This is a genomic window from Amycolatopsis sp. Poz14 (genome assembly GCF_006704225.1).
GTDB classification, from domain to species: Bacteria; Actinomycetota; Actinomycetes; order Mycobacteriales; family Pseudonocardiaceae; genus Amycolatopsis; species Amycolatopsis nivea.
In genome coordinates this window covers 3,978,061-4,000,727 of sequence record NZ_JACLHD010000001.1, presented here as the reverse complement: position 1 = coordinate 4,000,727, position 22,667 = coordinate 3,978,061, and the positions used below count along the sequence as shown (strand labels likewise).

The following is a 22,667-nucleotide window of genomic DNA, read 5'->3' as shown; positions in this document are numbered from 1 at the left end:
CTCGCCTACATCCGGAAGACCCCGAACCCGCGGGTCCCCTCGATCTCGTTGTTGTGGCACATCGACAGGGCGATCCCGAGCGTGTCCCGCGTGTCGCGGGGGTCGATCACGCCGTCGTCGTAGCACTGGCCGCTCATGTACAGCGCGAGCGATTCGGCCTCGATCCGCTCCGCCAGTTCGGCGCGGCGGCGCGCGTCGGCCTCCTCGTCGAACGGCCGCCCGGCCGCCGCGGCGGCTTGCCGGGCGACGATCGACATCACCCCGGCCAGCTGCTCCGGGCCCATGATCGCGGTCTTCGAGTTCGGCCAGGTGAACAGCAGCCGCGGATCGTAGGAGCGGCCGGACATGCCGTAGTTGCCCGCGCCGTAGGAGGCGGCCAGGTTGACCGTCAGGTGCGGCACCCGGCTGTTGGTGACGGCGTTGATCATCTTCGAGCCGTCCTTGATCATGCCGTTCTGCTCGTACTGCGTGCCGACCATGAACCCGGTGGTGTTCTGCAGGAAGACCAGCGGGGTGTCGGTCTGGTTGCACAGCAGGATGAACTCGCTGCCCTTCTTGGCCTCCTCGTTGAACAGCACGCCGCGCGCGTTCGCGAGGACGCCGACCGGGAAGCCGTGGATCGAGGCCCAGCCGGTGACCAGAGCCGTGCCGTAGAGCGGTTTGTACTCCTCGAACCGGGAGCCGTCCACGATCCGCGCGACCACCTCGCGCGGGTCGAACGGGACCTTCAGGTCGACCGACGCGATCGACAGCAGGTCCTCGGCCGGGTACAGCGGTTCGTCGGCCGGTTCGGTCGGGCCGGGGCCGAGCTTGCGCCAGTTCAGGTGCTCCACGATCTCCCGGCCGAGCGACAGGCATTCGTGCTCGTCCCGGGCGAGGTAGTCGGCCAGCCCGGACGTGCGGGCGTGCATGTCCGCGCCGCCGAGGCTTTCGTCGTCGGCGTCCTCGCCGGTGGCCATTTTCACCAGCGGCGGGCCGCCGAGGAACACCTTCGCCTGGTTCTGCACCATCACCGCGTAATCGCACATGCCCGGCACGTACGCGCCGCCCGCGGTCGAGTTGCCGAAGACCAGCGCGATGGTCGGGATCCCGGCCGCCGACAGCGCGGTCAGCTCGTGGAACAGGCGCCCGGCCGGGACGAACAGCTCGGCCTGGCGTTCCAGGTCGCCGCCGCCGGACTCGACCAGGTTGATCACCGGGAGCCGGTTCTCGCGGGCGATCTGCATGGCCCGCAGCACTTTCTTCCAGGTGTAGGGGTTCGACGCGCCGCCGCGCACGGTCGGATCGTGCCCGACGATCATGCATTCGACCCCGCTGACCACGCCGATGCCGGTGACGACGCTCGCGCCGACCGGGTATTCGGTGCCCCAGGCCGCGACGCCGCCCAGCTCCAGGAACGGCGCGTCCCGGTCGAGCAGCAGCTCGATCCGTTCCCGCACCAGGAGCCGGCCGCGTTTCCGGTGCCGTGCCACGTATTTCTCGCCGCCGCCGTCGACCGCGCGGCCGAGCTGGCGGCGCAGTTCGGCCAGCCGTTCGAGGTTGCCCTCGCGGTTGGCGGCCGCGGTCGCCGAGGAGAAGTCGAACGTACTCGTGAGTGTCTTCATCCGGCCTGGATTCCTTTCCCGCACCGGGTCCGCGCCGCCGCTCCGGCGAGCAGCGCGGCGGTTTCGGCGATGTCGCCGGCGCTGCAGCCGCGCGAGAGGTCCGCCCAGGGCCGGCGCAGGCCGAGGACGAACGACCCGAGCGCCCGGGCGCCGCCGACCCGTTCGGCGACCTTGTACGCGATGTTTCCCGCCTCCAGCGACGGGAAGACCAGCACATTGGCCCCGCCCGCCAGCACCGAGCCGGGCGCCTTGCGCGCCGCCACGCCCGCGTCCACCGCGACGTCGAACTGGATTTCCCCGTCGGCGACCAGGTCCGGCCGCGTCGCGCGCAGCAGCCGGGTCGCCTCCCGGACCTTGTCCGCGCGCGGGTGGACCGCGCTGCCGCCGGTGGAGAACGACAGCAGCGCCACCCGCGGCTCGGTCCCGAACAGCTCCCGGTGGTGATCGGCCGCTGCGGCGGCGATCCGCGCCAGCTGCTCCGCGTCCGGGTCGGGCACGACCACGCAATCGGCGTAGGTGGCCCACGTGCCTTGGTGGCGGATCGCGAAGCAGCCGCACACGAGGTCCGCGGTCCGCAGCTGCCGGATGCCCGCCCGCAGCACCGCCGCGCTGGTGGTGAGGCTGCCGCTGATGCCCGCGGCGAGCCCGGCCGGTTCCAGCACCTGGGCCAGGTAGTCCACTGTGGACTCGCCAGGCGGCGGGGTCAGCTCCTCGGCGCCCGCGGGTGCGGTGCCGGGCGCGGCACCGATCAGCACCGGCGTGATGCCGCCCTGCTCCACCAGCCGGGCCGCCGCTTCGATCACCCGCTCGTCGCTCGCGTCGGCGAGTCCGATTCGGACGGTCATCGCGCGAGGTCCGCGGGAACGTCGAATTCCATTTGCAGCAGCCCGAGCGAAAGGGTTTTGCCTTGCGCGTCCGTGCGCAGCGAAGCCGCTCCGCCGCCGTCGAGCGCGTCGTGGAGGATGAAGTTCAGTGCCCGCAGGTTCGGCAGTTCGTAGCGTACGACCTCGCCGCGGCACAGCGCGCGGAAATGCGCGGCGACGCGTTCAGCGGTCAGGTTCTCCCGGAGGAACTCGTACGCCGCGTCGGTTTCGGTCCAGACGCCGATGTTCGCGTCCGCGCCTTTGTCACCGGAGCGCGCCGAAGCGAACTCGCGCAACTGCGTCGTCCTGGTCATGCCGCCACCTCGCTGACTCGCACTGCCGGGCGCACCGCGGATTTCTCGAGCAACGCGGGCCAGAACCCGACGATCGCGCTGGCCTTGGGCCGCCCGCCGGCGAAACCGGTCAGCCCGGGCGGGCCGGACGTCAGCAACGAGGCCAGTTCCGCGCCGAGCCGGTCGACCGCCGCCTTGTCCTGCGACCGGACCGACACCCGCAGCACGACTTCCGACGGCGGCGCGGCCGGCTCCGGCAGCATTCCCTCGTACAGCACGTTGGTGCCGACGACCTCCACCCGGCAGTCTTCCGAGGGAAACCGCACGCCGTCCTCGGCAAGCCTCGCGAGCAGAAGATCAGCGGTGCAACGCGCTTTCGCCGCCGCGTCCGGGCCGCCGACGGTCAGCTGCGCGGTGGTGCGCCAGCCGTCGAGCGTGCTGACGGAAACCTTGTAGGTGTCGGTGGGCGCGCTGCCGCGCACGCCGTGCACGCGGACGCGGTCCGGGCCGTCCTGGGTCAGCTGGATCGAGGTGAAGTCCGCGACGACGTCCGGCGTGAGATACCGGGCGGGGTCGCCGAGTTCGTACAGCAGCTGCGCGGTGACGGTGCCGACGTCGACCAGTCCCCCGGTGCCCGGTTTCTTGGTCAGGACGAATTCGCCGGATTCGCCGACCTCCGCGATCGGGTAGCCGATGCCGGCCAGGTCGGGCACGGATTCCCAGCGGTCGTAGTTGCCGCCGGTGCTCTGCGTGCCGCATTCGAGCAGGTGCCCGGCGACGGTGCCGGCCGCGAGCCGGTCGTAGTCGCTCGCGGTCCAGCCGAACTCGTGGATGAGCGGGGCGAGCACGAGCGACGGGTCGGTCACCCGCCCGGTGACGACGATGTCCGCGCCGTCGGCCAGCGCCTCGGCGATCGGGAACGCGCCCAGGTAGACGTTCGCGCTCTGCACGCGCGCCAGCTCGCCGGCCAGCGGAGTGCCGGTCGTGAGGTTCGCCAGCGCGTGCCCGTCCTCGATCAGCGCGGGCAGCCTGGCGAGGATGTCGTCACCGCCGACCGTCGCGACCCGGACCGGGACGCCGAGCCGCCGCGCGACCTCCTCGACCGCGGCCGCGCACGCCGCCGGGTTCACCCCGCCCGCGTTCGCGACGATCTTGATGCCGTGCTCCGCGCAGTCCGGAAGGATCCGCTCGAGCTGCGCGACGAAGTCCGTCGCGTACCCGGCCTCGGGGTTCCGCGCCCGCAGCTTCTGCATGATGCTCATCGTGACCTCGGCCAGGAAGTCCATCGTCAGATAGCCGATGCCGCCGCCGCGCACCAGCTGCAGCGGCCCGCGCACCGAATCGCCCCAGAAGCCCTGGCCGTTGCCGATCGAGACGGTTCTGCCGGTCATGACCCCTCCTCGCTAGTGAATTGATATTCACTATGGGCATCCCGCTCGCGCCTGTCAAGACGAGCCCCGCGCCGTGATCGCCGCGCTGGCATCCAGCCCGGGCACGCGTTACAGTGCCGCATTAGTGAATGGGAACTCACCTGAAGATCCCGGAGGACCGCCCCGGTCGGGATTCCCGCGATCCGTGGAGGAGCAATGGAGCTCGCCGCCAACCTGATCCAGCGCGTCAACGTCGCGGACTCCCTCCGCCGGAGCGCCGCCGCCCGCCCGGACCGCCCGGCGCTCGTCGACGGCCCGCGCGCCTGGACCTACGCCGAACTGGACGACTGGGTCGACCGCCTGGCCGGCGGCTTGTCGGCGAAGGGCTACGAACGCGGCGACGTCCTCGCCCTCGCCTCCGGCAACAGCGCGGAATTCCTCGCGGCCTACTACGCCTGCGCCCGGCTGGGCGTCGTCTGCGTGCCGATCAACCTGGGCTGGCGGCCGAAGGAAGTCGGCTACGTGCTGACCCACTCCCGAGCCCGCGGCCTGGTCGTGGAAACCCAGCTGGTCGCGACGATGGCCGAGTCGCTCGCCGAATGCGCCCAGGTGTCCGACGTCTTCGTCGCGCCCGGTACCGATGCGCAGTGGTCCCCGGCGCCGACGGACCGCTCCTGGACCACGCTGGAGGAGGTCGCCGCCGGACCGGCCGCCCCGGGAGAAGCCCTGGTGGCCGACCGCGATCCGCTGAGCTACCTCTACACGTCCGGCACCACCTCGTTCCCCAAGGGCGTCGTCGGCACGCATCTGGGCATCTACCTGGAGTCCATGTCAGCCGCCCTGGACAACGGCTGGAGCTCGGCAGACCGGTTCCTCGCGATGATGCCGATGTTCCACACCGCGCAGCTCAACGCGTTCTGCACGCCCGCGATCCTCGTCGGCGCGACGGTGCACATCCATCGCGGTTTCGAGCCCGAACGCTTCCTCGAAACGATCGAAGGCGAAGGGATCACCCAGGTGTTCGGCCTGCCGATGATGTACCGGGCGGCGCTGGAACACCCGTCGTTCGGCGCGCGGGACCTGTCTTCGCTGCGCCGCGCCACCTACGCGATGGCCCCGATGCCCGAAGCCCAGATCAAGGCCTGCCTCGACGGCTACGGCTGCGAATTCGCGCTGCTGTTCGGGCAGACCGAGATGTCGCCGGTCACCACCCTGTTCCGGCCCGAGCACCAGCTCACCCACGTCGGCGCCGTAGGCACCCCGCTCACCGGCGTCCACGTCGCGATCATGGACGAGCAGGGCGCGCTGCTGCCTCGCGGGGAAACCGGCGAGATCGTCTACCGCGGACCGTCCACAATGGAGGGATACCTGCGCGACCCGGACGCGACGGAAACCGCGTTCCGGCACGGCTGGTTCCACTCCGGCGACGTCGGCCGGTTCGGCCCCGACGGCGTGCTGTGGTTCACCGACCGAGCGAAGGACGTCATCAAGACCGGCGGCGAGAACGTCGCGTCGCTGGAGGTGGAACGCGCGGTCTACGACGCCGAGCCGAACGTCGCGGAGGTCGTCGTCGTAGGGCTGCCGCACGAACGCTGGACGGAGGCGATCACCGCGGTCGTCGTCCCGAAGCCCGGCTGCCGGATCGACGCGGAAACCCTGCGCACCGCGCTCAAGGACCGGCTGGACGGGTACAAGGTGCCGAAGGCGGTGATCGTCGCCGACGAACTGCCGCGCACTTCGACGGGGAAGATCCAGAAGAACGTGGTCCGGGAACAGCACGCGAACCACTACGGGGAGCGGTGAAGGAGCCCCTGTTCGGCACGCCACTCCTCAGCGAGAAGCCCGAGCACGACCTGGTCGGCGAACTCCCCGGCGACCCACGCGGCGCGCCGCAAGGTGCCCTCCGGCACGAACCCTGCGGCGGCCGCGGACCGGATCATCGCGACGTTGTCTGCCAGCGTTTCGGCTTGGAGCCGCTGCAGGCCGCGGACGGTGAAGCCGTAGTGGCACAGGACCTGGACCACATCGGTACCGAGGCCCCGGCCCCGATAAGCCGGACGGAGAGCGACACCAACGTGCGCGGTCCGGTTGTGGAGATCGATGCCCCACAGCAACGCTTCTCCCGCCAGCGTGTTGTCCGCGAGCCGTACCACTGAGAAGCACGCAGCGTCGTCGACGGGATCGGATACCGCATAGGGAGACTTCGCGGAACCCGGCGGAATCGGCCGCCACGGGCGGGAATCGGCCCGCGAGCGGACCGCGACGTCGTCGTAGAGTTCGGCCTGCAAGATCGAGACGTCAGCCTCGTGCCGGGCGCGGAGTGCGACCGATTTTCCGGTGAGCATTCCCGGTTCTTACCGGATTGTGCCGCGAAATCCCAACCGGTTTCCGCCGAGCCTTCCGGTCCGGTCGGCGGGGAATGTCCAGCGCACCGGCGGGGTCGCGACCGACACCTGCCGGATGGTCGGCGGGCGCCGGGACTGCGACCTTGTCGCCTATGTCCCAGATCGAGCCCGCGCCCGGACCTCCCGCTCCCCCGCCCGAGGCTGTCGTGCCGGGCGAGTCAGGTTCGGCGACGGTGCGGCTGCTCGGAGTGGATCTGGCTCGCGCATTGGCCGTATTCGGCATGTACGCCGTGCACCTCGGGCCCGCGCCGACCTCGGTGAGCGGCGTCGGCGGCTGGCTGCTGGCGCTCGCGGAAGGCCGGGCTTCGGCGCTTTTCGCCACCCTCGCGGGGTTCTCGCTGATGCTGATCGCCGGCCGGACGGAGCCGAAAACCGGGTGGTCGGGCAGGCAGGCGCGCGCCCGGATCGTGATTCGCGCCGTGGTCCTCTTCGCACTGGGCACCGCGTTGGCGATGACCGATGCGGGAACTGTGGTGATCCTTGCCTACTACGGCGTGTACTTCCTGCTGGCGCTGCCGCTGTTGCGACTGAGCGCCAAGACGCTCGCGATGATCGCGGCCGGGCTCGCGGTAGTCGCCCCGCTGGCGAAGTTCGCCTTGACGGCGCTGGCGACGGGACCGGTCGAGGATGCGCTCAAAGCGCACGACCCGCTCAAGCGGCTCAACGACGTGGGGGTTCTGGACCTCCTGCTCACCGGTCTTTATCCGGCCATCACCTGGATGACGTTCGTGGTCGCCGGAATGTCGCTCGGCCGGCTGGATCTTCTCTCCCGCGCGGTGCAGCGGCGGCTCGCCGCGGCTGGTGCCGTGCTCGTCACGGTGGGCTACGGCCTGTCCTGGCTGCTGACCAGGTTCTTCGCGGACCTTCGGGACTTCGCAGAGCAGCCGTGGGGCCGTGCCGCCGAGAAAACGGGGTCGGCCGAACCCCTGGCCGAGATGTCCATCGGGCCCAAGGGCGCGGACGGATCGGGATGGCTGCTGCTGATGGCCAGGCCGCACAGTTCGTCCACCTTCGACCTGCTCGGCAGCGTGGGCATCGCGATCCTCGTGCTGGTGGGCGCGACGGTGCTGCTGGCCCGGCGTTCGTGGCTGCGGCGGATTCTGGCTCCGGTCATCGCCGTGGGCACGATGTCGCTGACCCTCTACGTCGGCCACTTCCTCGTCAGCGGGTTGCTGACAATCCCGCTCGGAAAGAACGCCGGGGACTCGTCCGCCGCGGTGCTCGCCTGGTTCATCGTCGGCGCTGCCGTCTTCGCCTGGCTCTGGTCCCGCTTCTTCCGTCGCGGACCGCTGGAGTACCTGCTGCATCTCGCCACGCGAGCCGCGAGGTTCGTCCGGTGAGCGACGAGGACCGCTCCCAGCTCACCGGATGCCGGTTTCCGGCCACCTGGCGGCGCGTTTCCGCTGATCGACAGGTACTCGGCGAGACGGGTCGCGACCTACTTTCGGTCCCATGGTGACTGAGAACGTTCCGCCCCGCTCGCGACCGAGTACCCGACGATGCTCGACTGGTCGCTGATCGACGGGCCGGTGCCCGCGGTCCTCACCGCGGCCGGGATCGGTTGCGGGATCGCGCTTCTGGCCCGCCGCGACAGGCGCTGGTGGGTGCGCACGGTTCCGCTCGTCGCCGCCGGGGTGGCGCTCGCTTGCCTGGTCGCGGTCATCATCGTAGACACGATGTGGCGGCCGTTTCCCGATGCCTTGCCCTGGCGAGTCGTGGCGTGGTGGGGCGTCGGGATCGGAGCGCTGGCGCTCGGCGCGGCGCGCTGGCGGGGCGGATGGCGCAAACGGACGTTCGTTCTGGCGGCTGCCGGTGTGGTGGTCGTGACCGCGGCGATGAAGGTCAACGCTTTCTACGGCCAATACCCGACGGTGCGCACCGCGCTGGGAATCCCGCCCGTCGGCGAAATCTCGTTCAGCGCGGTGCCCGGACCCGTTCCGTCGCCGACACTGGCCACGCCCGGCGTGCCGCTCGAACAGGTCTGGAAACCGACGGGCCCGATGCCTGCTACCGGCGCGCTGACGCAGGTCACGGTGCCGGCGAGGCGGTCCGGGTTCGGCACGTCCCGCAAGGCTTACGTGTATTTGCCGCCAGCCTATTTCGCACCGAACCGTCCGCTGCTGCCCGTCCTCGTCCTGCTGCACGGACAACCCGGCGCACCGCGAGACTGGGTCGCCGGAGGGCGGCTCGCCCAGCGCATGGACCGCGTGGCCGCGGCTCGGCACGGCCTGGCTCCGATCGTGGTCATGCCCGATTCGACCGGCTCTCTCCTGGGCAACCCGCTGTGCCTGGACTCCCGGCTCGGCAACGCCGAAACCTATCTCGCACGCGACGTGCCCGAATGGATCGATCGCCACCTCCAGGTTGATCCGGACCGCAGGCACTGGGCGGTCGGCGGCTTCTCCTACGGGGGAACCTGCGCGCTCCAGCTGGCATTGCGCAGACCGGCGACCTTCCCGACGTTCCTCGACCTGTCCGGACAGCGGGAGCCGACGCTCGGCGACCGGGAAAGCACCGTCCGGGAGGCCTTCGACGGAGACGCGGCCCGCTTCCGCGCGGTGAACCCGCTCGATCTGCTGGCTTCCCGGCGCTTTCCGCACACCGCCGGATTCCTGGCGGTCGGCAGCTCCGACACCGAGTTCGGACCACAGCAGAAGGCCGTGTTCGAGGCGTGCCGCCGAAACGGCCTGGACGTCAGCTTCGCCGAGACCCCTGGCGCGCACGACTGGACCGCATGGGCAGGTGGGCTGGAACGGGCGCTGCCTTGGCTCACCACACGAATGGGCATCACCGCGAAATGAACCGACTCGGGAAAACGCTGGCCTGGCCGGCGCGACAACTCCCCTTCACCACTGGCTTCCTCGTGCTCTTCTGGACGGTCGGCTTGCTCTCCGACAGCGTCCTCACGGGGCCGGACGCCCGGGTCGGGGTGGGTGTGGACACGGCAGTGACCGGTGCTTGGTGGGCTCCGTTCACGTCAATGCTGTGGGCGGGCGACCTCGGTTCTTACCTCGGCGCCTCGATCGTCGTAGCGTTGTTGTGCGGTCTCGCCGAGCAGTCCGTCGGCACGCTCCGCACCGCGGTGCTCTTCGTGACCACCCACGTAGCCGGTGCGGTCATCGCAGTCTCCGCGATCACGGTGGGGGCTGCGCTCGGGAACTCCTGGGCAATGGATCTGTCCTCGGCGTCAGTGGTCACGCCCACGGCCGCGGCGATGGGAACCGCAGCCGCGGCGAGCTGGCGGATGAAATCCCCGTGGGGTGCCCGGATCCGGCTGGCGCTCGTCCTGACCACGGTGCTGTGCCTGCTCTACGCGGGATTCGCCCAGGACGCGATCCGGCTGTGCGCGGTCGGCTCCGGTCTCGTGCTCGGCTGGTTCCTCGCCGGGCCCGCCCGGGAGAAAACGGTGCGCAACCGGACCGAGTCGAGGCTCGTCGTCGCGATGGTGCTCGCGGCCTCGGCCGCGGGCCCGTTGATCGCCACGGTCACGCAGACTGCCGAAGGACCGCTGTCGGTGCTGCAATTCCTGATGACGGCACCCACTCCCGATCTCGAGGCGGTCGCGCAGACCTGTGCTGAACCAGGTCCGGCATCGGCTTGCCGGCAACTGCGGGCGACGCTCCGGATGTCCGGCGCGGGACCGGCGTTCCTGTCGATTCTGCCGGTGCTGCTGATGCTGGTCATGGCGGAAGGACTGCGGCGAGGACGCAGATTCGCGTGGTGGAGCGCGCTCTGCCTGAACCTCGCGCTCGCGGTGCTGGGCGTTCTCCTCCTCCGCTGGTATCTCGCCTACGACTCGGATACCGGCGAACCCCCGGCGCGGATGACGCTGCACGACTGGCTCGAAACGAGTGTCCCTTTGCTGCAGCCGTTTCTCGTCATCGGCGTCCTGGTCGCGACCCGGCGCTGGTTCCGGGTAGCCGCGCCGCGGCGGACGTACCGTCGATTCGCGACGGTGACCGGCGTGACGTTCGCTGTTTGTTCCACCGCATATGTCGCCGCCCTGTACACGACCGGCGCCGTCTTCGACCCGATGCCGTCTTTCTCGCAGGTTCTGCTCGACCTGCCCATGCGCTATTTGCCTCCCGGCTATCTCGAAGCGTTTCCCATCGAATTCGTCCCCGTCGACAACGCTGCCCTGTTCTTGTACCGATGGACCGGCCCGTTGTTCTGGGGCGTGGTTTTGCTCGGGTGCATGGCGACCTTCGTGCACGCCCGGGTCGCGCGGCGGGCGTCTGACCGGACGCGAGCCAAAGAGCTGCTCCGCCGCTACGGAGGCGGGACCATGTCGCACATGATCACCTGGCGGGGCAACGACTACTGGTTCGACGACGCAGGGCCGACGGTGATCGCCTACCGAGTGATCGGCGGGGTCGCGCTGACGACGTCCGAACCGGTCGGGCCACCAGACTCGCATGCGTCCTCGATCGAGAAATTCGTCGAGTTCTGTGCCGAGAACGGATGGACACCGTGTTTCTATGCGGTCTCGGACGCGATGCGGGAGCGCCTTCCCGATTGGAAAGCAGTGCAGGTAGCCGAAGAAGCTGTCGTGCCGCTGTCCGATCTTGTATTTCGCGGGAAGAAATGGCAGGACGTGCGCAGCGCGCTCAACAAAGCCGGAAAACTCGGCGTGACGGCGAAGTTCGCCGACTACCCCGGCACCGACGAGCAGCTCGCCGCCCAGATCGAGTCGGTGTCGCAGGCATGGGTCTCCGGCAAGGGAATGCCCGAGATGCGGTTCACCCTCGGCACGCTCCGCGAACTGACCGAGCCGGACGTCCGATGCCTGGTCGCCGTCGACTCGTCGGGCGCCGTCCACGGCGTCACCAGCTGGCTGCCGGTCTACCGCGAGGGCGCGATCGTCGCGTGGACGCTGGATGTCATGCGCCGTGCGCCGCAAGCGTTTCCCGGGGTGATGGAATTCCTGATCGCGTCGATGGCATTGCGGGCCAAGGAAGAAGGCGCGGCCTTCCTCAGCCTGTCCGGCGCCCCGCTGGCGAACCGGGACCCGGAGGTGCGCGGGGCGCTCGAAAAGCTGCTGGACCTCACCGGCCGGGCGATCGAACCGATCTACGGCTTCCGCAGCCTGCTTGCCTTCAAAGCGAAGTTCCAGCCCGCGTACCAGCCGCTGTATCTGGTCTACCCGGCGGTCACGGCGCTGCCCGGCATCGGCAACGCGGTCGCGCGCGCCTACCTGCCGAACGCGACCGCGGCCCAATACCTGCGCCTCGCTCGAGGACTCTTGGGCCGTACCCGTTCCTGAAAGCCGGCACCCGCACGGCGGGGGTCGGCCAGCCGACTGGCTGGACTTGATCGCCACCCGTCCGCGATGTCCCCGATCCGCTTGCCGACGGTTCTCGCACCGGCTTACCTTCGCGAGAGCCGCCTCTGGCACCCGAAATCATGGAGAGACAGTGAAACGCTGCATTATGCTGCTTGCCGCGGCCGGAATCGTCCTGGCGGGCTGCGGAAGCCCGCAGAATGCTCACCGGCCGACGAACGCGGCCAGTTCCTCCGCCGCCCAGCGATCCGTGCTGGCCTTCGGCGAGGACGCGAAGGGGCACCGCGGCGTCATCACCGTGGCCCGGCCCGCTCCCCAGGACCTTCCGCAGGATCCAGCGCGAGCGAAAGACCTTGTCCGAGGGCTGAAGTTCGGCGTCAAAGTCAAGAACACCAGTCAGCAAGCGTTGCAGGCCAACGAGTTCTCCTTCACCGCCACCGTCGGCGAGAACCCCGCGAAGCTCGTCGTCGACGATGCCAGCAAAGCGGGCGACAAGCTGAAGGCCGACATCCTGCCCGGCAAAGAAGGCACAGTCGATTTGCTTGTTCCGGTGCCGTCGGCCCCTTCCGACGTCACGATCAAAGTCCAGTTCGGCCGCGCCAAGCCGTTGTATTGGAACGGAAAAGCCTGACTTCGCACCACCATCACGGAATACGGAGCTGACCCGTGCGCACCTCGATCGACCGCGCGACCTGGCGGCTGCTGACGGGTTATATCCGGCCTCAGCGGCGGACTGTCCTTTTCGGAGGGTTGTTAGTCCTGCTCGGCGGTCTCGCCGCGGCCGCCCAGCCCCTCGCGGCGAAGTCGCTCGTGGACAAGCTGGGGACGGGCGACGCGATCACCGGCCTGCTGATGCTGCTGGTCGGCCTCGCGCTGGCCGGGGCGCTGGTCGCGATCGCCGGGAACTACCTGCTCGAACGGGCCGCGGAGTCGGTCGTGCTGGTCGCCAGGAAGCGGTTCGCGCGGAAGGTGCTGTCGCTGCGGGTGCCCTCGGTCCAGCGCACCGAACCGGGCGATCTGCTGTCCCGGTTCACCAGCGACACGACCCTGCTGCGCGAGGTGTGCACGCACGCGCTCGTCGGGTTGGTCACCGGTGCGGTCACGACTGTCGTGATGGCCGTGATGATGGCCGCGATGGACCTCGTCCTGTTCGGGGTCACGGCGGCTGTGCTGCTGGTCGTCGGCCTGCTCGCCGGCGCGGGCATGCCGATGATCGAAAAAGCCACCCGCTCCGCCCAGGAAGCCGTCGGGGAGACCGGCTCGCGAATGGAGCGCGTCCTCGGCGCTTTCCGGACGGTCAAAGCCTCGGGCGCCGAAGCCAGGGAGACCGCGGCGATCGAGGAGGGCGCCGAACGAGCGTGGCGGGCGGGCATTCGCTCGGCGCGCTGGGAGTCGCTCGTCCACGGCTCGAATACCTTCGCGGTCCAGGCGTCCTTTCTCGCCGTGCTCGGCATCGGCGGCGCCCGCGTCGCGACCGGTGCGATGCCCCTGTCCGCGTTGGTCGCGTTCCTGTTGTACGTGTTCTATCTGGAGGAGCCGATCGGCCAGCTGCTGCACGCGGGCAGCAGGCTGCAGATCGGGCTGGCGGCCGTGCGCCGGCTGGCCGAGGTCGAACAGGCCCCCGCCGAACCCGCTTCGCCTGCCAAGCCGTCGGCCAACGGACAGCACGCGGCCGAGCTGGTGTTCGAGGACGTCCGGTTCCGGTACGGCCCGGACCTGCCGGAAGTCCTGCGCGGAGTGGACTTGCGCATTCCGGCCCTCGGGACGACCGCTCTCGTCGGCCCGTCCGGCACCGGCAAGTCCACGGTGTTCGCGCTGCTCGAACGGTTCTACGAACCGACGTCGGGCCGGATCCGCCTGGACGGGACCGACCTCGCGGAATGGGACCTGTCCGCTGTGCGCGCGGCGATCGGGTATGTCGAACAGGACGCGTCGCTGCTGTCGGGCACCCTGCGCGACAACCTCGTCTACGGCCGCCCCGACGCCACCGATGACGAAATCAGGGAAGCGGTGGCGCAGACCCGGCTGGACGGTCTGGTAGCAAGCCTCCCGGCAGGCCTGGACACCCCGATCGGACATCGAGGCAACACCCTCTCCGGCGGCGAACGGCAACGGATCGCGCTCGCGCGGGCACTCCTGAGCCGTCCTCGCCTTCTCCTGCTCGACGAGATCACCTCGCAGCTGGACGCGGTGAACGAACTGGCCATCCGGGACGTGGTGACCGCCGCGGCCAAGACCACGACCGTCCTCGTCGTGGCCCACCGGCTGTCCACCGTCACCCAAGCCGACCGAATCGCGGTGCTCGACAACGGAACGGTCCGCGCGCTCGGCACGCATGACGAGCTGGCGGCGAGCGATCCGCTGTACGCCGCGTTCGCCGCGACCCAGTTGCTCAGTGGCGAGGATCGTCTGTCTACAAAGAACGGTTGAATCCGCCCCAGGGCCTCATCGGGGCGGCGCGCTGGCGAAAACCCCAGCCGCGAATGCCAACAAGTACGGCAGCGACGCGCGAGCCGTCCGCCAGGTATGGCCGAAACCGTCCTCAAGACGAACAACCGCTCGCTGCCCACGAGCACGAAACCCCTCCGCGATCCGCCGAGCCATCCCGACATCACCGGGGCTTCGGCTTCCGGCGGAAAGAATGACACTCACCGGCCGAGGGAACGGCATCGCGCGGAGATAGTCCCGCGGCGTATTAGCGGCCCGGAGCGCCTGCTGATTGCCGGGAGTGTCATAGGGCATAGCCAGCAACAGTGCCCCAAACGCGTCGACATGGTGCAAGCCGATGTTCAGCGCAGCGAACGCACCGCTGGACATGCCGCCGAGAGCCCGCTGCCCCCGGTCCGGGAGGGTCCGGTAGCGCGCGTCGACCGCCGGTAGCACGCTGCGGACCAGGTAGCTCTCCAGCTTCGGGCCCCTCGGCAGGTCGAGCCCCTCCCCGCTGAAGCCGGGGCGGCCCGCGGTGAGGTCGACGCTCACGACGATCATCGGCGGCAGCGCCCGGAGCCGAGAGAACTGTTCCAATGTCCCGGGTGCGTCGCCCGCGGTCAGCCAGTCTTCGGGGCCGCCGGGATCGCCGTGGATCAGGTACACGGCGGGATACCGCCGGTGCTGGTTCGCCGGGTCGTCGTAGCCGGGCGGGAGGAGGACGAAATTGCGCCCGGCCGGCACGCCGTCGCCCGGGTCGGCGACGGTCAGCCGTTCCGCGAGCGGACCGCACGGCCCGGAAGCCGGACTGTCGTCGTCCGTCATTCCGAGGTCGCGCAAGTGGCCGGTGCGCTGCAGCAGCAAGGCGAGGTCCGTGCCCGAGCGAACGTAGCCGACCCGGGCGTTGGCGAAGGCGGCCGCGGCCAGCAGCGCGAAGAGCACGGCCAGGGCGGTCCCGGACCGGCGCGCCGACCTCCGGCGCCGCATCAGGATCGCCGCGACCGCGCAGGCGACCGCCAGGGCGGCGAACCCGAGCCACACCCACGGCGACTCGAGTGTGCCCGCCGCCCTGGCGTGTCCGGCTACCTCCTCGGGGACCGGGAAGCCCATCACGCCGCCCGGCTCACCACTGCTCGCCGTCGTTCCAGCCGACCGGTTCGCCCCAGCCCTCGTCGCCGTGGTGCTGTTCCCCCGCAACGGCTTCGTGCCCGCCGAACGCCCCGTTCAGGCCCTGGAACAGCAGCGCGCCTCCGGCCACCCCGGCCGCGGCGGCCGCCGCCGTCTTCAGGAAACCGCCGCCGGAGCGGCCCTGCGGCGCGTCGGCGGGCGGCGGCCCCGCCTGGTCCCGGTTCTGGCCGAACATGCGGGACATGAACCCGCCACCACCCTGCTGGGGCTGTTGCGCCTGCTGCCCGTAGACAGGCGGCTGAGGGGCCTGCAACTCCGCGATCCGCGCCTGCGCCGTGCGCAGCGCGTCCTCCTGCACCAGCACCGCCTGCACCAGCAGGTACACCGCGTCCGGCTGTGCCGCGACCTGCTGTGCGATCAGCGCGGCGGCCTCCGGCTCCTTCGCCACCGGGTGCGCCTGCCGCAGCCGGTTCGCCAGTCCGAGGATCAGTTCGCGATCCTGGTTGTCCATGGGAGCTCCCTTCGTCGGGTTCCATCCTCGGCAGCCGCTGCCGCCGCGGACACCGGTGAACCGGCGTGAACTCCCCGTCGCCCGGCTGCCGGTTTCCAGCCGGTCGGCCACCGGCGTGTCGCCGGGCCCCGGATGGCCGGAACGGCCCGGTTCCGGCGAGACTGGGGTCATGATTCGAGTGGTCGTCGTCGACGACGAGGAGCTGGTGCGCTCCGGCTTCCGCCTCATCCTGCAGGCCGCGGGCGACATCGAGGTGGTCGCGACGGTGAGCGGTGCGCAGGCGGTGAAGGAAGCCGGCCTGCAGCGCCCCGACGTCGTGCTGCTCGACATCCGGATGCCCGACGTGGACGGTCTCACCGTGCTGCGGCAGCTGCGCGGCCTGGCCAGCCCGCCGGTCGTCGCGATGCTCACCACGTTCGACTCCGACGAGTACATCGCCACCGCGCTGCGCTCGGGCGCTGCCGGGTTCATCCTCATCGCGGACGGTCTGTCCAATGGGGACATCGCGAAGCGCGTCCACGTCAGCGTCGGCACGGTCAAGGACCACGTGTCCGCCATTCTCACCAAGCTCGGCGTCGGCAGCCGGGTGCAAGCCGCACTCGTCGCCCAGCGCGCCGGCCTGCTCGAGAGCCACGAACCGTGACCCGGGCACAGGCGCTGCTCGTCGAAACCGGCCTGATCGCCGTCGCCGCCCTCGACGCGGGGTTCAACCAGCCGACCGAGCCCTGGGACATCGCTGTCGCCGTCGTGGCCATCGGCGCGCTGTTGTTCCGTCGAAAGTGGACGATCCCCGCCTTCGTGCTCACCCTGCCGGCGCTCGTCCTCATCGGCTCGGTGATCGCCACGCTCATCGCGCTGTACTCCGTCGCCCTGCGGTATTCGCATCGATGGCTGCTCATCGCCTGCGGACTCGTCGCCGCGGTGGGCTACTTCGCACCCGGCCTGCAGTTCGAGCCCACGCGCACCGACACCGTGCTCACCCTGATCTACGCGACCATGACCGCGGCCGCGCCGATCTTCTTCGGCCGGCTGGTGCGCGCGCAACGCGAACTCGCGTTGCGGCTGGAGGACATCCGGGCCGCTCAGGAACACGAACGCGTCCTCGACGCACAGGCCACCCTGGCCAAGGAACGCAACCAGCTCGCCCGCGAGATGCACGACGTCGTTTCCCACCAGGTCAGCCTGATCGCCGTCCAGGCCGGTGCGCTGAGCGTCTCCACGACCGAGCCGAACGTGAAGCAAGCGGCCGAGAACGTCCGGAAACTGTCCGTCGACACCCTCGACGAACTGCGGCACATGGTGAATCTCCTCCGCGCTTCCGGCAGCCGCACCACCGGGCTGACCCCGCAGCCGACGCTGTCCGACCTGGACCGGCTGCTCTCCGGCAGCGGAATCGAAACGCAAGTGACCGGAACCGCCCCCGAGGGAGCCGACACGGCAGTCCAGCGCACGATCTACCGCACCGTCCAGGAAGCGCTCACCAACGTCCGCAAACACGCCCCCGGCAGCACGGCCGCCGTCGCTTTCGCGCAGGACGACACGCACCTCACCGTGACCGTCACCAACACCCCGCCGACCCGTCCGGTCCTGGCCCTGCCCAGCGCCCGCCACGGACTGCTCGGCATCAAGGAACGCGCCGCGCTGCTGGGCGGAACAGTCCAAGCCGCCCCGACCCCGAACGGCGGTTTCCGGCTCGAACTCCGCCTCCCCCGCACCGACGGGCAACGATGACCACGCGGTGCCATGGCCGGCAGCACTGCTACGTCGCGGACCGCACCGAGGCCAGTTTCGGCGTACTAGCGAGCTCCTGAGCGAACTTCCGCAGCAGCAGCACCGCGGTCGCGCCGAAGCCGAAGCACAGTCCGAGCCAGATCCCGGGTCCGTGCCAGCCTAGGCCGAAGCCGCACAGCACCATGACGGGAATTCCGATCACCCAATAGCCGAGCAGGGTCGCACGGAAGCCGCTTTTCGTGTTGCCCAGGCCGCGCAGCAGGCCGACGCAGACGTTCTGCGCTCCCTTCAGGTACTGCTGCGCGATCCCGAAGAGCAGCAGCGTGTGCGCGAGCGACAGCACTTCCGGCGGCGGGTGCTTCTCCAGGAACAGCCCGAGCACCCAGCCCGGCGCGACGAGGTACACCAGGCCCGCCGCCGTCATCGCGGCCACCGACAGGGTGAGCGCCTGTCGTGCGATCCGGGTGACCTCGGGACGGTCGTGGCGGCTCACCGCCCGGCTGATCAGAATCGACGAGCCTTGGGACAGACCGATGTTCAGCTGGTACACGATGTAGACGAGCTGGTTCACCACGCTTTGCGCGGCCAGTGTCGCCGGGCCGAAGCTGCCCATGAGCACCGTCGCGACGGAGGTGATGCCGGCTTCGGAACCGTAGGTGAGGCTGATCGGGATCCCTAGGCGGAGGATTTCGCGCGCCGTCGGCAGTTCCCGGCGGCTGAAGCCCGCCGACAGCAGGGGCGCGAGATGGTCGTCGCGGCGCAGGATCAGCAGGAACGCGAAGCAGTTCAGGAACTGAACGATCGTGGTGGCCAGCCCGACGCCGGGGGCGCCGAGTTCCGGGAACCCGAACCAGCCGTAGCCGAATCCGCCGTCCAGCAGGATGTTGACGCCCACCGAGCCGATGGTCACCCACAGCAGGGACCCCGGACGGCGCATGCCGACGGCGAATTGGCGCAGCACGTTGAGCCACAGCATCGGGATCAGGCCGGGGGCGAGCGCGAGCATCGTCGGGCGGGCCAGTGCGAGCACGTCGGCGTCCTGGCCGAACCAGGCCAAGGCGTAGCCCAGTCCGATCAGGACCAGCGCGGCCAGCAGGCCGACCGCCGTCGCCACGAGGAAGGACGCGCGCACGGTGTCGCGGACCTCGGTGCGCGCCTGCTCGTCCAGCTGATCAGTGCCAGCACGGGTTTCGCCGCGGCCCGCCGCTGCGGCGACGAGGTTGCCGACCGCGGTGACGGTGCCCACGCACATTGTGCGGACCTGGTTGTACAGGGTGATCGCCAGTCCGCCCGCCGCGATCGCGCGCACGCTCATCCCGCCGAGCATCGCCAGGTCGGTCGTGGTCAGCGCGACCTGCGCGAGCTGGATCCCGGCGATCGGCACGGACACGGCGAGCAGCGGGCGGTACCAGGCCAGCCAGCGGGTCGGGGGCATTGCGCGGTCCTTCCTCGTGTTCACGACACCCACTGCAGTGCGTGGCCGACCTCAGTATGTCGCGTCAGCCGTTCCAGGACTCGCTCTTCGACGTCCGGCGCGAGCAGCCCGTGCTCGCGCAGCCATTCGTCGTCGTAGACGCTGTCCAGGTATTTCTCGCCCGCGTCGCACACCAGCACCACCGCGGTGCTGCCCGGCGGCAGTGCGTCGATCCGTTCCAGCGCAACGTGAATCGCGCCGCCCGCAGATCCGCCGACCATCAGGCCGGTGTGCCGGGCCAGCGCGCGTGCGGTCGCGAACGCGTCCACATCGGACGCCTGCACGCCCTCGTCGATCAGCTCCGGGCACACGTTCTTCCCGACCGGGAACCCCGCCGGGCTGCCGCTTCCGGTCTGCCGGTACGGGCCCGGCGGGGCGCCGAAGATGATCGAGCCGTCCGGTTCCACGGCGATCGTGCGCGCCGGGCAGCGCAGCCGGCGCAGCTCCCGGGCCGTGCCGCAGAGGGACCCGCCGGTGCCGATCGCGCCGATCAGCCAGTCGACCTGCCCGGCGTCGGCGAGCAGCTCCTTCGCCAGTTCGCGGTAGCCGCCGCCGTTTCCGGGATGGTTGTGCTGGTCGGGCCAGTAAGCCTCGCGGTCCGCCGCGACCAGCTCGGCGGCGACCCGGCGGCGTTCGACCGAGCGGAGCGTGCCGCTGCCGTCGTCGGCCACGTAGACGAGTTCCGCGCCGAGCGCTTTCATGGCGCGCAATTTGTCTTTGCTGGCATGGTGATCGACCACCGCGGTGAACCGGTATCCCCGTTCGAGCGCGGCGAGAGCCAGCCCCAGCCCGGTGTTGCCCGAGGTCGGTTCGACGATCCGGCCGCCCGGCCGCAGCCTGCCCTCGCGTTCCGCGTCGGCGATGATCTGCTCGGCCATGCGCACCTTCGCCGAACCGGTCGGATTGAACTGTTCGAGCTTGAGCAGCAGGCGAACGCCCGAGGCGGTCGTGCACAGCTCGAACAACGGCGTGCGCCCGATCAGCTCCGACACGTGCGAGACGATGCCGCGGCCGCGGCGCGGGATGAACTCGTTCACCGGCCCTCCCCCTCGATCCGCCAGCCCGCGCCGGGCAGGTCCAGCACGACCCGCGCGGGCAGCGGAAGGCCGTGGAAACGGGTTTCGTTCTTGTCCATCTGGTATCCGGCGGTGTTCGGGTACACGAGCAGGTCGCCGTGCGCGGGCGGCCGGGGGAACGGGATCTTCCGCCAGCTGAGCATGTCGTATTCGAGACAGCTCGAACCGCCCACGCAGGCCGCGACCGGTTCGCCGGGCCCGTCGCCGGGCCACAGCACCGGGTCGGGCAGGAACTCGCTGCCCTTCCACTGTTCGGAGACGCTCATGCTGAGCCCGGCCACGGTCACGATCCCGTAGCCGCCGCGTTCCTTGAAGCCCTGCACCGGGAAGACGGTGAACCCGGCCTGGTCCAGCAGCGCCCGCCCCGGTTCCAGCAGCAACTCCGTCCCGGTCCGGGCGAATTCGGCGGCGATCGTCGCCCCGCCGGGCACCGGGCTCGCCAGCACCTCGGCCAGCATCTCCGCGCCGGTCGGCGACTGGTGATAGGGATAGAAATGGGTGAACGTCTGTCCATTGTGGAACCAGGACGGCCGGTACTCCTCGGTGAACCGCGTCCAGTCCGCCGGTTCGAGATAGCTCGCCGCGAACCCGCCGCCGATCGAGACCGCCGCCGCGGGCAGCCCGAACTCCCGCGCCCGCAGGCATTGTGCGAGCGCCGCCGCGGCCATCCGCGCACGCGGCGCGACCTCGTATCCCCCGAGATGGAAGGAGAATCCCTCCATCCGCACCGCGGAACCCGCGTCCGCGCACCGGTGCAGCGCCGCGGTCACCTCGTCCGGGGTGAGCCCGAACCGGCTTCCCGGCGCGGTGTCCGGCACCAGCCGCAGCAGGATCCGGACCGGCTCGGCGGAACGGCCGATCGCGAGCACCCGGTCCAGTTCGTCGAGCGCGTCGACCGCGACCAAGCTCCGGTGCCGGGCCGCCAGCCAGACGAGATCGCCGCTCTTCGCCGCCCCGGTGACCATGACGTCCTCGCCGCGCACGCCGCCCGCCAGCGCAGCCACCAGCTCGGGCACGCTGGCCACGTCGACGCCCGCCCCGGCGTTCGCGCATTCGGGCGCCCAGCACGCCGAACGGTTCGCCTTCTTGCCGAAATACACCTGCCCGGACACTCCCGCGGCGACGAGCGCGTCGGTGAACGCGGCAAGGTTGTCCGCGAACCGCCGCGGGTGCAGCACGTGGAACGGACCGCCCACTGCCCGGGCGATTTCGCCCAGCAGCACCGGGTCCTCTTGCGCCTGCCGGGCCCAGTCCGCCTGGCGGGCCGGCAGGGAGATCGTCGACGTCGTCAGCTCCACAGCCGCACCCGCGTCCCTCGGCCGGCCTCGATCGCACGGGTCGCCAGCGCGTGCGCGACCGGGATGTCGGTGATCACCATTCCGCTGCTGAAGGCGAACACGCGGTCCGACGGACGACGCCGTCCGGGTTTGCGCCCGGCGAGCACGTCCGGGAATTCCGCGTCGATGGTCGCCTTCCCTTCTCCGTCGTCGAAACGGGACCCGGTCACGCCGAGCTGGCCCTCGCTCGTCGCGAGCGCGTAGTCGGCGTCTCGCAGCGACGAGGAGTCGACTCCCTTGCTGGACACCGAAATGAGCAATCCACCCGGTTTCAGCCAGCTCGTCTTGACCTTCGGATGCGCGGCCCGCCCGGACGCCGCCACCGCGATGTCCGCCTCGGCGACGGCTTCCGGAACGTCGTCGACGATTTCGACCTCCCGGTCCGGGAAATACCGGTGAAACGCGTCCACGCAAGCCTGGATCCCTTCCGGCGCGGTACCGAAGAGCATCAGCCGTTCCAGGCCGGGCAGCGCGGTCTGCAGATACGGCAGGGTGAGCTGGCCCTGCACCCCGGTGCCGATCAGCAATGCCGACCGCGCGTCCGGTTTGGCGCATTCCTGCGCGATCAGCGCGGTGGTCGCCGGGGTCCGGGACGCTCCGACGCGGTCGCAGTCCATCAGCGCGAACGGCAGTCCGGTCGTGTCGTCGTACAGGCTGATCACCGTGTAGTACTTGTCCCGGTTGTCGTTTCCCTGCCGGTACGAGGTCTTGAATCCGACCTGCTGGGAATTCGCGTCGAATCCGAGCATCGAATAGGCGACCGCGTCCCGCGCCTGATCCGGCAGCGGCATCATGAGCTTCGTCGGACAGCGGGAATCCCCGGCCGCCAGCGCGAGATATCCTTGCCGTACCGCGGAAATCACGTCCTCCGGGCCCAGTGCCACGTCGGCCAGATCGCTGCGGGTGAACACGTGGAAATCGGGCTGCGTCATCTGAAAAATCCCTCACCATCGAAACGGGGAACCGTGCGCGTGGAAATCGGGTCTCCGGCCGGGAAGCGCATTCCCGGCGGTCCGCGGGCGGCTGCGCCGACCGCGTCGCAGCGACGGTAACCGACCCGTCACACTTAGGCAAGGCTCACCTAACTTTCTCCGGCTGTCGAAGTATCCTCCGGCACCGCGGGCCCAGCCCAGCCTGGGAAAACGGTCCGCCCCAGTACTCGCGTCG

The 22,667-nt window shown here is 70.1% G+C and carries 19 protein-coding genes; 8 read left to right on the top strand and 11 right to left on the bottom strand.

What is annotated here, in order from left to right; genetic code table 11:
- Positions 1 to 5: 5 nt before the first annotated feature.
- Genes FKO37_RS19265 through FKO37_RS19250 form a run of 4 tightly spaced genes read right to left on the bottom strand, consistent with a single transcriptional unit; the run spans position 6 to position 4,151 of the window.
- Entirely contained in the window at positions 6 to 1,604 is a 1,599-nt protein-coding gene (locus FKO37_RS19265) for an acyl-CoA carboxylase subunit beta (protein WP_134666873.1), read from the bottom strand.
- On the bottom strand, positions 1,601 to 2,449 hold the full coding sequence (locus tag FKO37_RS19260) for a phosphate acyltransferase (protein ID WP_238605323.1): 849 nt from the start codon (positions 2,447 to 2,449) through the stop codon (positions 1,601 to 1,603). Before FKO37_RS19260 ends, FKO37_RS19265 begins: the two co-directional genes overlap by 4 nt.
- Complete coding sequence (locus tag FKO37_RS19255; protein WP_134666877.1) at positions 2,446 to 2,781, bottom strand: hypothetical protein; 336 nt, start codon at positions 2,779 to 2,781, stop codon at positions 2,446 to 2,448. The genes FKO37_RS19260 and FKO37_RS19255 overlap by 4 nt, the downstream gene beginning before the upstream one ends.
- The gene (locus tag FKO37_RS19250) at positions 2,778 to 4,151 is read right to left on the bottom strand and encodes an acyclic terpene utilization AtuA family protein (RefSeq protein WP_238605322.1); all 1,374 of its coding nucleotides are present in this window, start codon (positions 4,149 to 4,151) and stop codon (positions 2,778 to 2,780) included. Before FKO37_RS19250 ends, FKO37_RS19255 begins: the two co-directional genes overlap by 4 nt.
- 195 nt (positions 4,152 to 4,346) lie before the next feature.
- On the opposite strand from FKO37_RS19250, the gene FKO37_RS19245 reads away from it, so the two are divergent.
- Entirely contained in the window at positions 4,347 to 5,933 is a 1,587-nt protein-coding gene (locus FKO37_RS19245; protein ID WP_238605321.1) for an AMP-binding protein, read from the top strand.
- Here FKO37_RS19245 and FKO37_RS19240 read toward each other — a convergent pair.
- On the bottom strand, positions 5,918 to 6,475 hold the full coding sequence (locus FKO37_RS19240; RefSeq protein WP_238605320.1) for a GNAT family N-acetyltransferase: 558 nt from the start codon (positions 6,473 to 6,475) through the stop codon (positions 5,918 to 5,920). The two genes, FKO37_RS19245 and FKO37_RS19240, sit on opposite strands and share 16 nt — an antisense overlap.
- A 152-nt stretch (positions 6,476 to 6,627) precedes the next feature.
- Between FKO37_RS19240 and FKO37_RS19235 the strand changes: the two genes are divergently transcribed.
- The 5 genes from FKO37_RS19235 to FKO37_RS19215 all read left to right on the top strand — a co-directional run bounded on the left by FKO37_RS19235 (position 6,628) and on the right by FKO37_RS19215 (position 14,246).
- On the top strand, positions 6,628 to 7,875 hold the full coding sequence (locus tag FKO37_RS19235) for a DUF418 domain-containing protein (protein ID WP_238605319.1): 1,248 nt from the start codon (positions 6,628 to 6,630) through the stop codon (positions 7,873 to 7,875).
- Between the two features lie 159 nt (positions 7,876 to 8,034).
- Positions 8,035 to 9,336 (top strand): esterase family protein, encoded by a 1,302-nt coding sequence (locus FKO37_RS19230; protein WP_238605318.1) that lies wholly within the window; start codon positions 8,035 to 8,037, stop codon positions 9,334 to 9,336.
- Positions 9,333 to 11,798: a bifunctional lysylphosphatidylglycerol flippase/synthetase MprF gene (locus FKO37_RS19225; RefSeq protein ID WP_238605317.1), complete on the top strand. Its 2,466-nt coding sequence runs from the start codon at positions 9,333 to 9,335 to the stop codon at positions 11,796 to 11,798. The genes FKO37_RS19230 and FKO37_RS19225 overlap by 4 nt, the downstream gene beginning before the upstream one ends.
- Positions 11,799 to 12,066: 268 nt before the next feature.
- On the top strand, positions 12,067 to 12,447 hold the full coding sequence (locus FKO37_RS19220) for a hypothetical protein (protein WP_238605316.1): 381 nt from the start codon (positions 12,067 to 12,069) through the stop codon (positions 12,445 to 12,447).
- A gap of 35 nt (positions 12,448 to 12,482) precedes the next feature.
- Entirely contained in the window at positions 12,483 to 14,246 is a 1,764-nt protein-coding gene (locus FKO37_RS19215) for an ABC transporter ATP-binding protein (protein ID WP_238605315.1), read from the top strand.
- Between the two features lie 15 nt (positions 14,247 to 14,261).
- Here FKO37_RS19215 and FKO37_RS19210 read toward each other — a convergent pair whose 3' ends face one another.
- Positions 14,262 to 15,353 (bottom strand): esterase family protein, encoded by a 1,092-nt coding sequence (locus FKO37_RS19210; RefSeq protein WP_238608292.1) that lies wholly within the window; start codon positions 15,351 to 15,353, stop codon positions 14,262 to 14,264.
- Positions 15,354 to 15,366: 13 nt separating this feature from the next.
- Positions 15,367 to 15,882, bottom strand: coding sequence for a DUF2076 family protein (locus FKO37_RS19205; protein WP_238605314.1), 516 nt, complete (start codon positions 15,880 to 15,882; stop codon positions 15,367 to 15,369).
- A 169-nt stretch (positions 15,883 to 16,051) separates the two neighbouring features.
- On the opposite strand from FKO37_RS19205, the gene FKO37_RS19200 reads away from it, so the two are divergent.
- Together FKO37_RS19200 and FKO37_RS19195 are read left to right on the top strand one after the other, a co-directional pair.
- A complete protein-coding gene (locus tag FKO37_RS19200) occupies positions 16,052 to 16,525 on the top strand; it encodes a response regulator transcription factor (RefSeq protein WP_238605313.1) in 474 nt (157 codons plus the stop codon).
- The gene (locus FKO37_RS19195; RefSeq protein WP_238605312.1) at positions 16,522 to 17,613 is read left to right on the top strand and encodes a sensor histidine kinase; all 1,092 of its coding nucleotides are present in this window, start codon (positions 16,522 to 16,524) and stop codon (positions 17,611 to 17,613) included. Before FKO37_RS19200 ends, FKO37_RS19195 begins: the two co-directional genes overlap by 4 nt.
- Before the next feature lie 28 nt (positions 17,614 to 17,641).
- On the opposite strand, the gene FKO37_RS19190 is transcribed toward FKO37_RS19195, so the two are convergent.
- Genes FKO37_RS19190 through FKO37_RS19175 form a run of 4 tightly spaced genes read right to left on the bottom strand, consistent with a single transcriptional unit; the run spans position 17,642 to position 22,432 of the window.
- Positions 17,642 to 19,048, bottom strand: a complete 1,407-nt coding sequence (locus FKO37_RS19190) for an MATE family efflux transporter (protein WP_238605311.1) — start codon at positions 19,046 to 19,048, stop codon at positions 17,642 to 17,644.
- 20 nt (positions 19,049 to 19,068) lie between these two features.
- Positions 19,069 to 20,124, bottom strand: coding sequence for a PLP-dependent cysteine synthase family protein (locus FKO37_RS19185; protein ID WP_238605310.1), 1,056 nt, complete (start codon positions 20,122 to 20,124; stop codon positions 19,069 to 19,071).
- On the bottom strand, positions 20,121 to 21,461 hold the full coding sequence (locus FKO37_RS19180; protein ID WP_238605309.1) for an alanine racemase: 1,341 nt from the start codon (positions 21,459 to 21,461) through the stop codon (positions 20,121 to 20,123). The genes FKO37_RS19185 and FKO37_RS19180 overlap by 4 nt, the downstream gene beginning before the upstream one ends.
- On the bottom strand, positions 21,452 to 22,432 hold the full coding sequence (locus FKO37_RS19175; RefSeq protein ID WP_238605308.1) for an ornithine cyclodeaminase: 981 nt from the start codon (positions 22,430 to 22,432) through the stop codon (positions 21,452 to 21,454). The genes FKO37_RS19180 and FKO37_RS19175 overlap by 10 nt, the downstream gene beginning before the upstream one ends.
- Between the last annotated feature and the right edge of the window lie 235 nt (positions 22,433 to 22,667).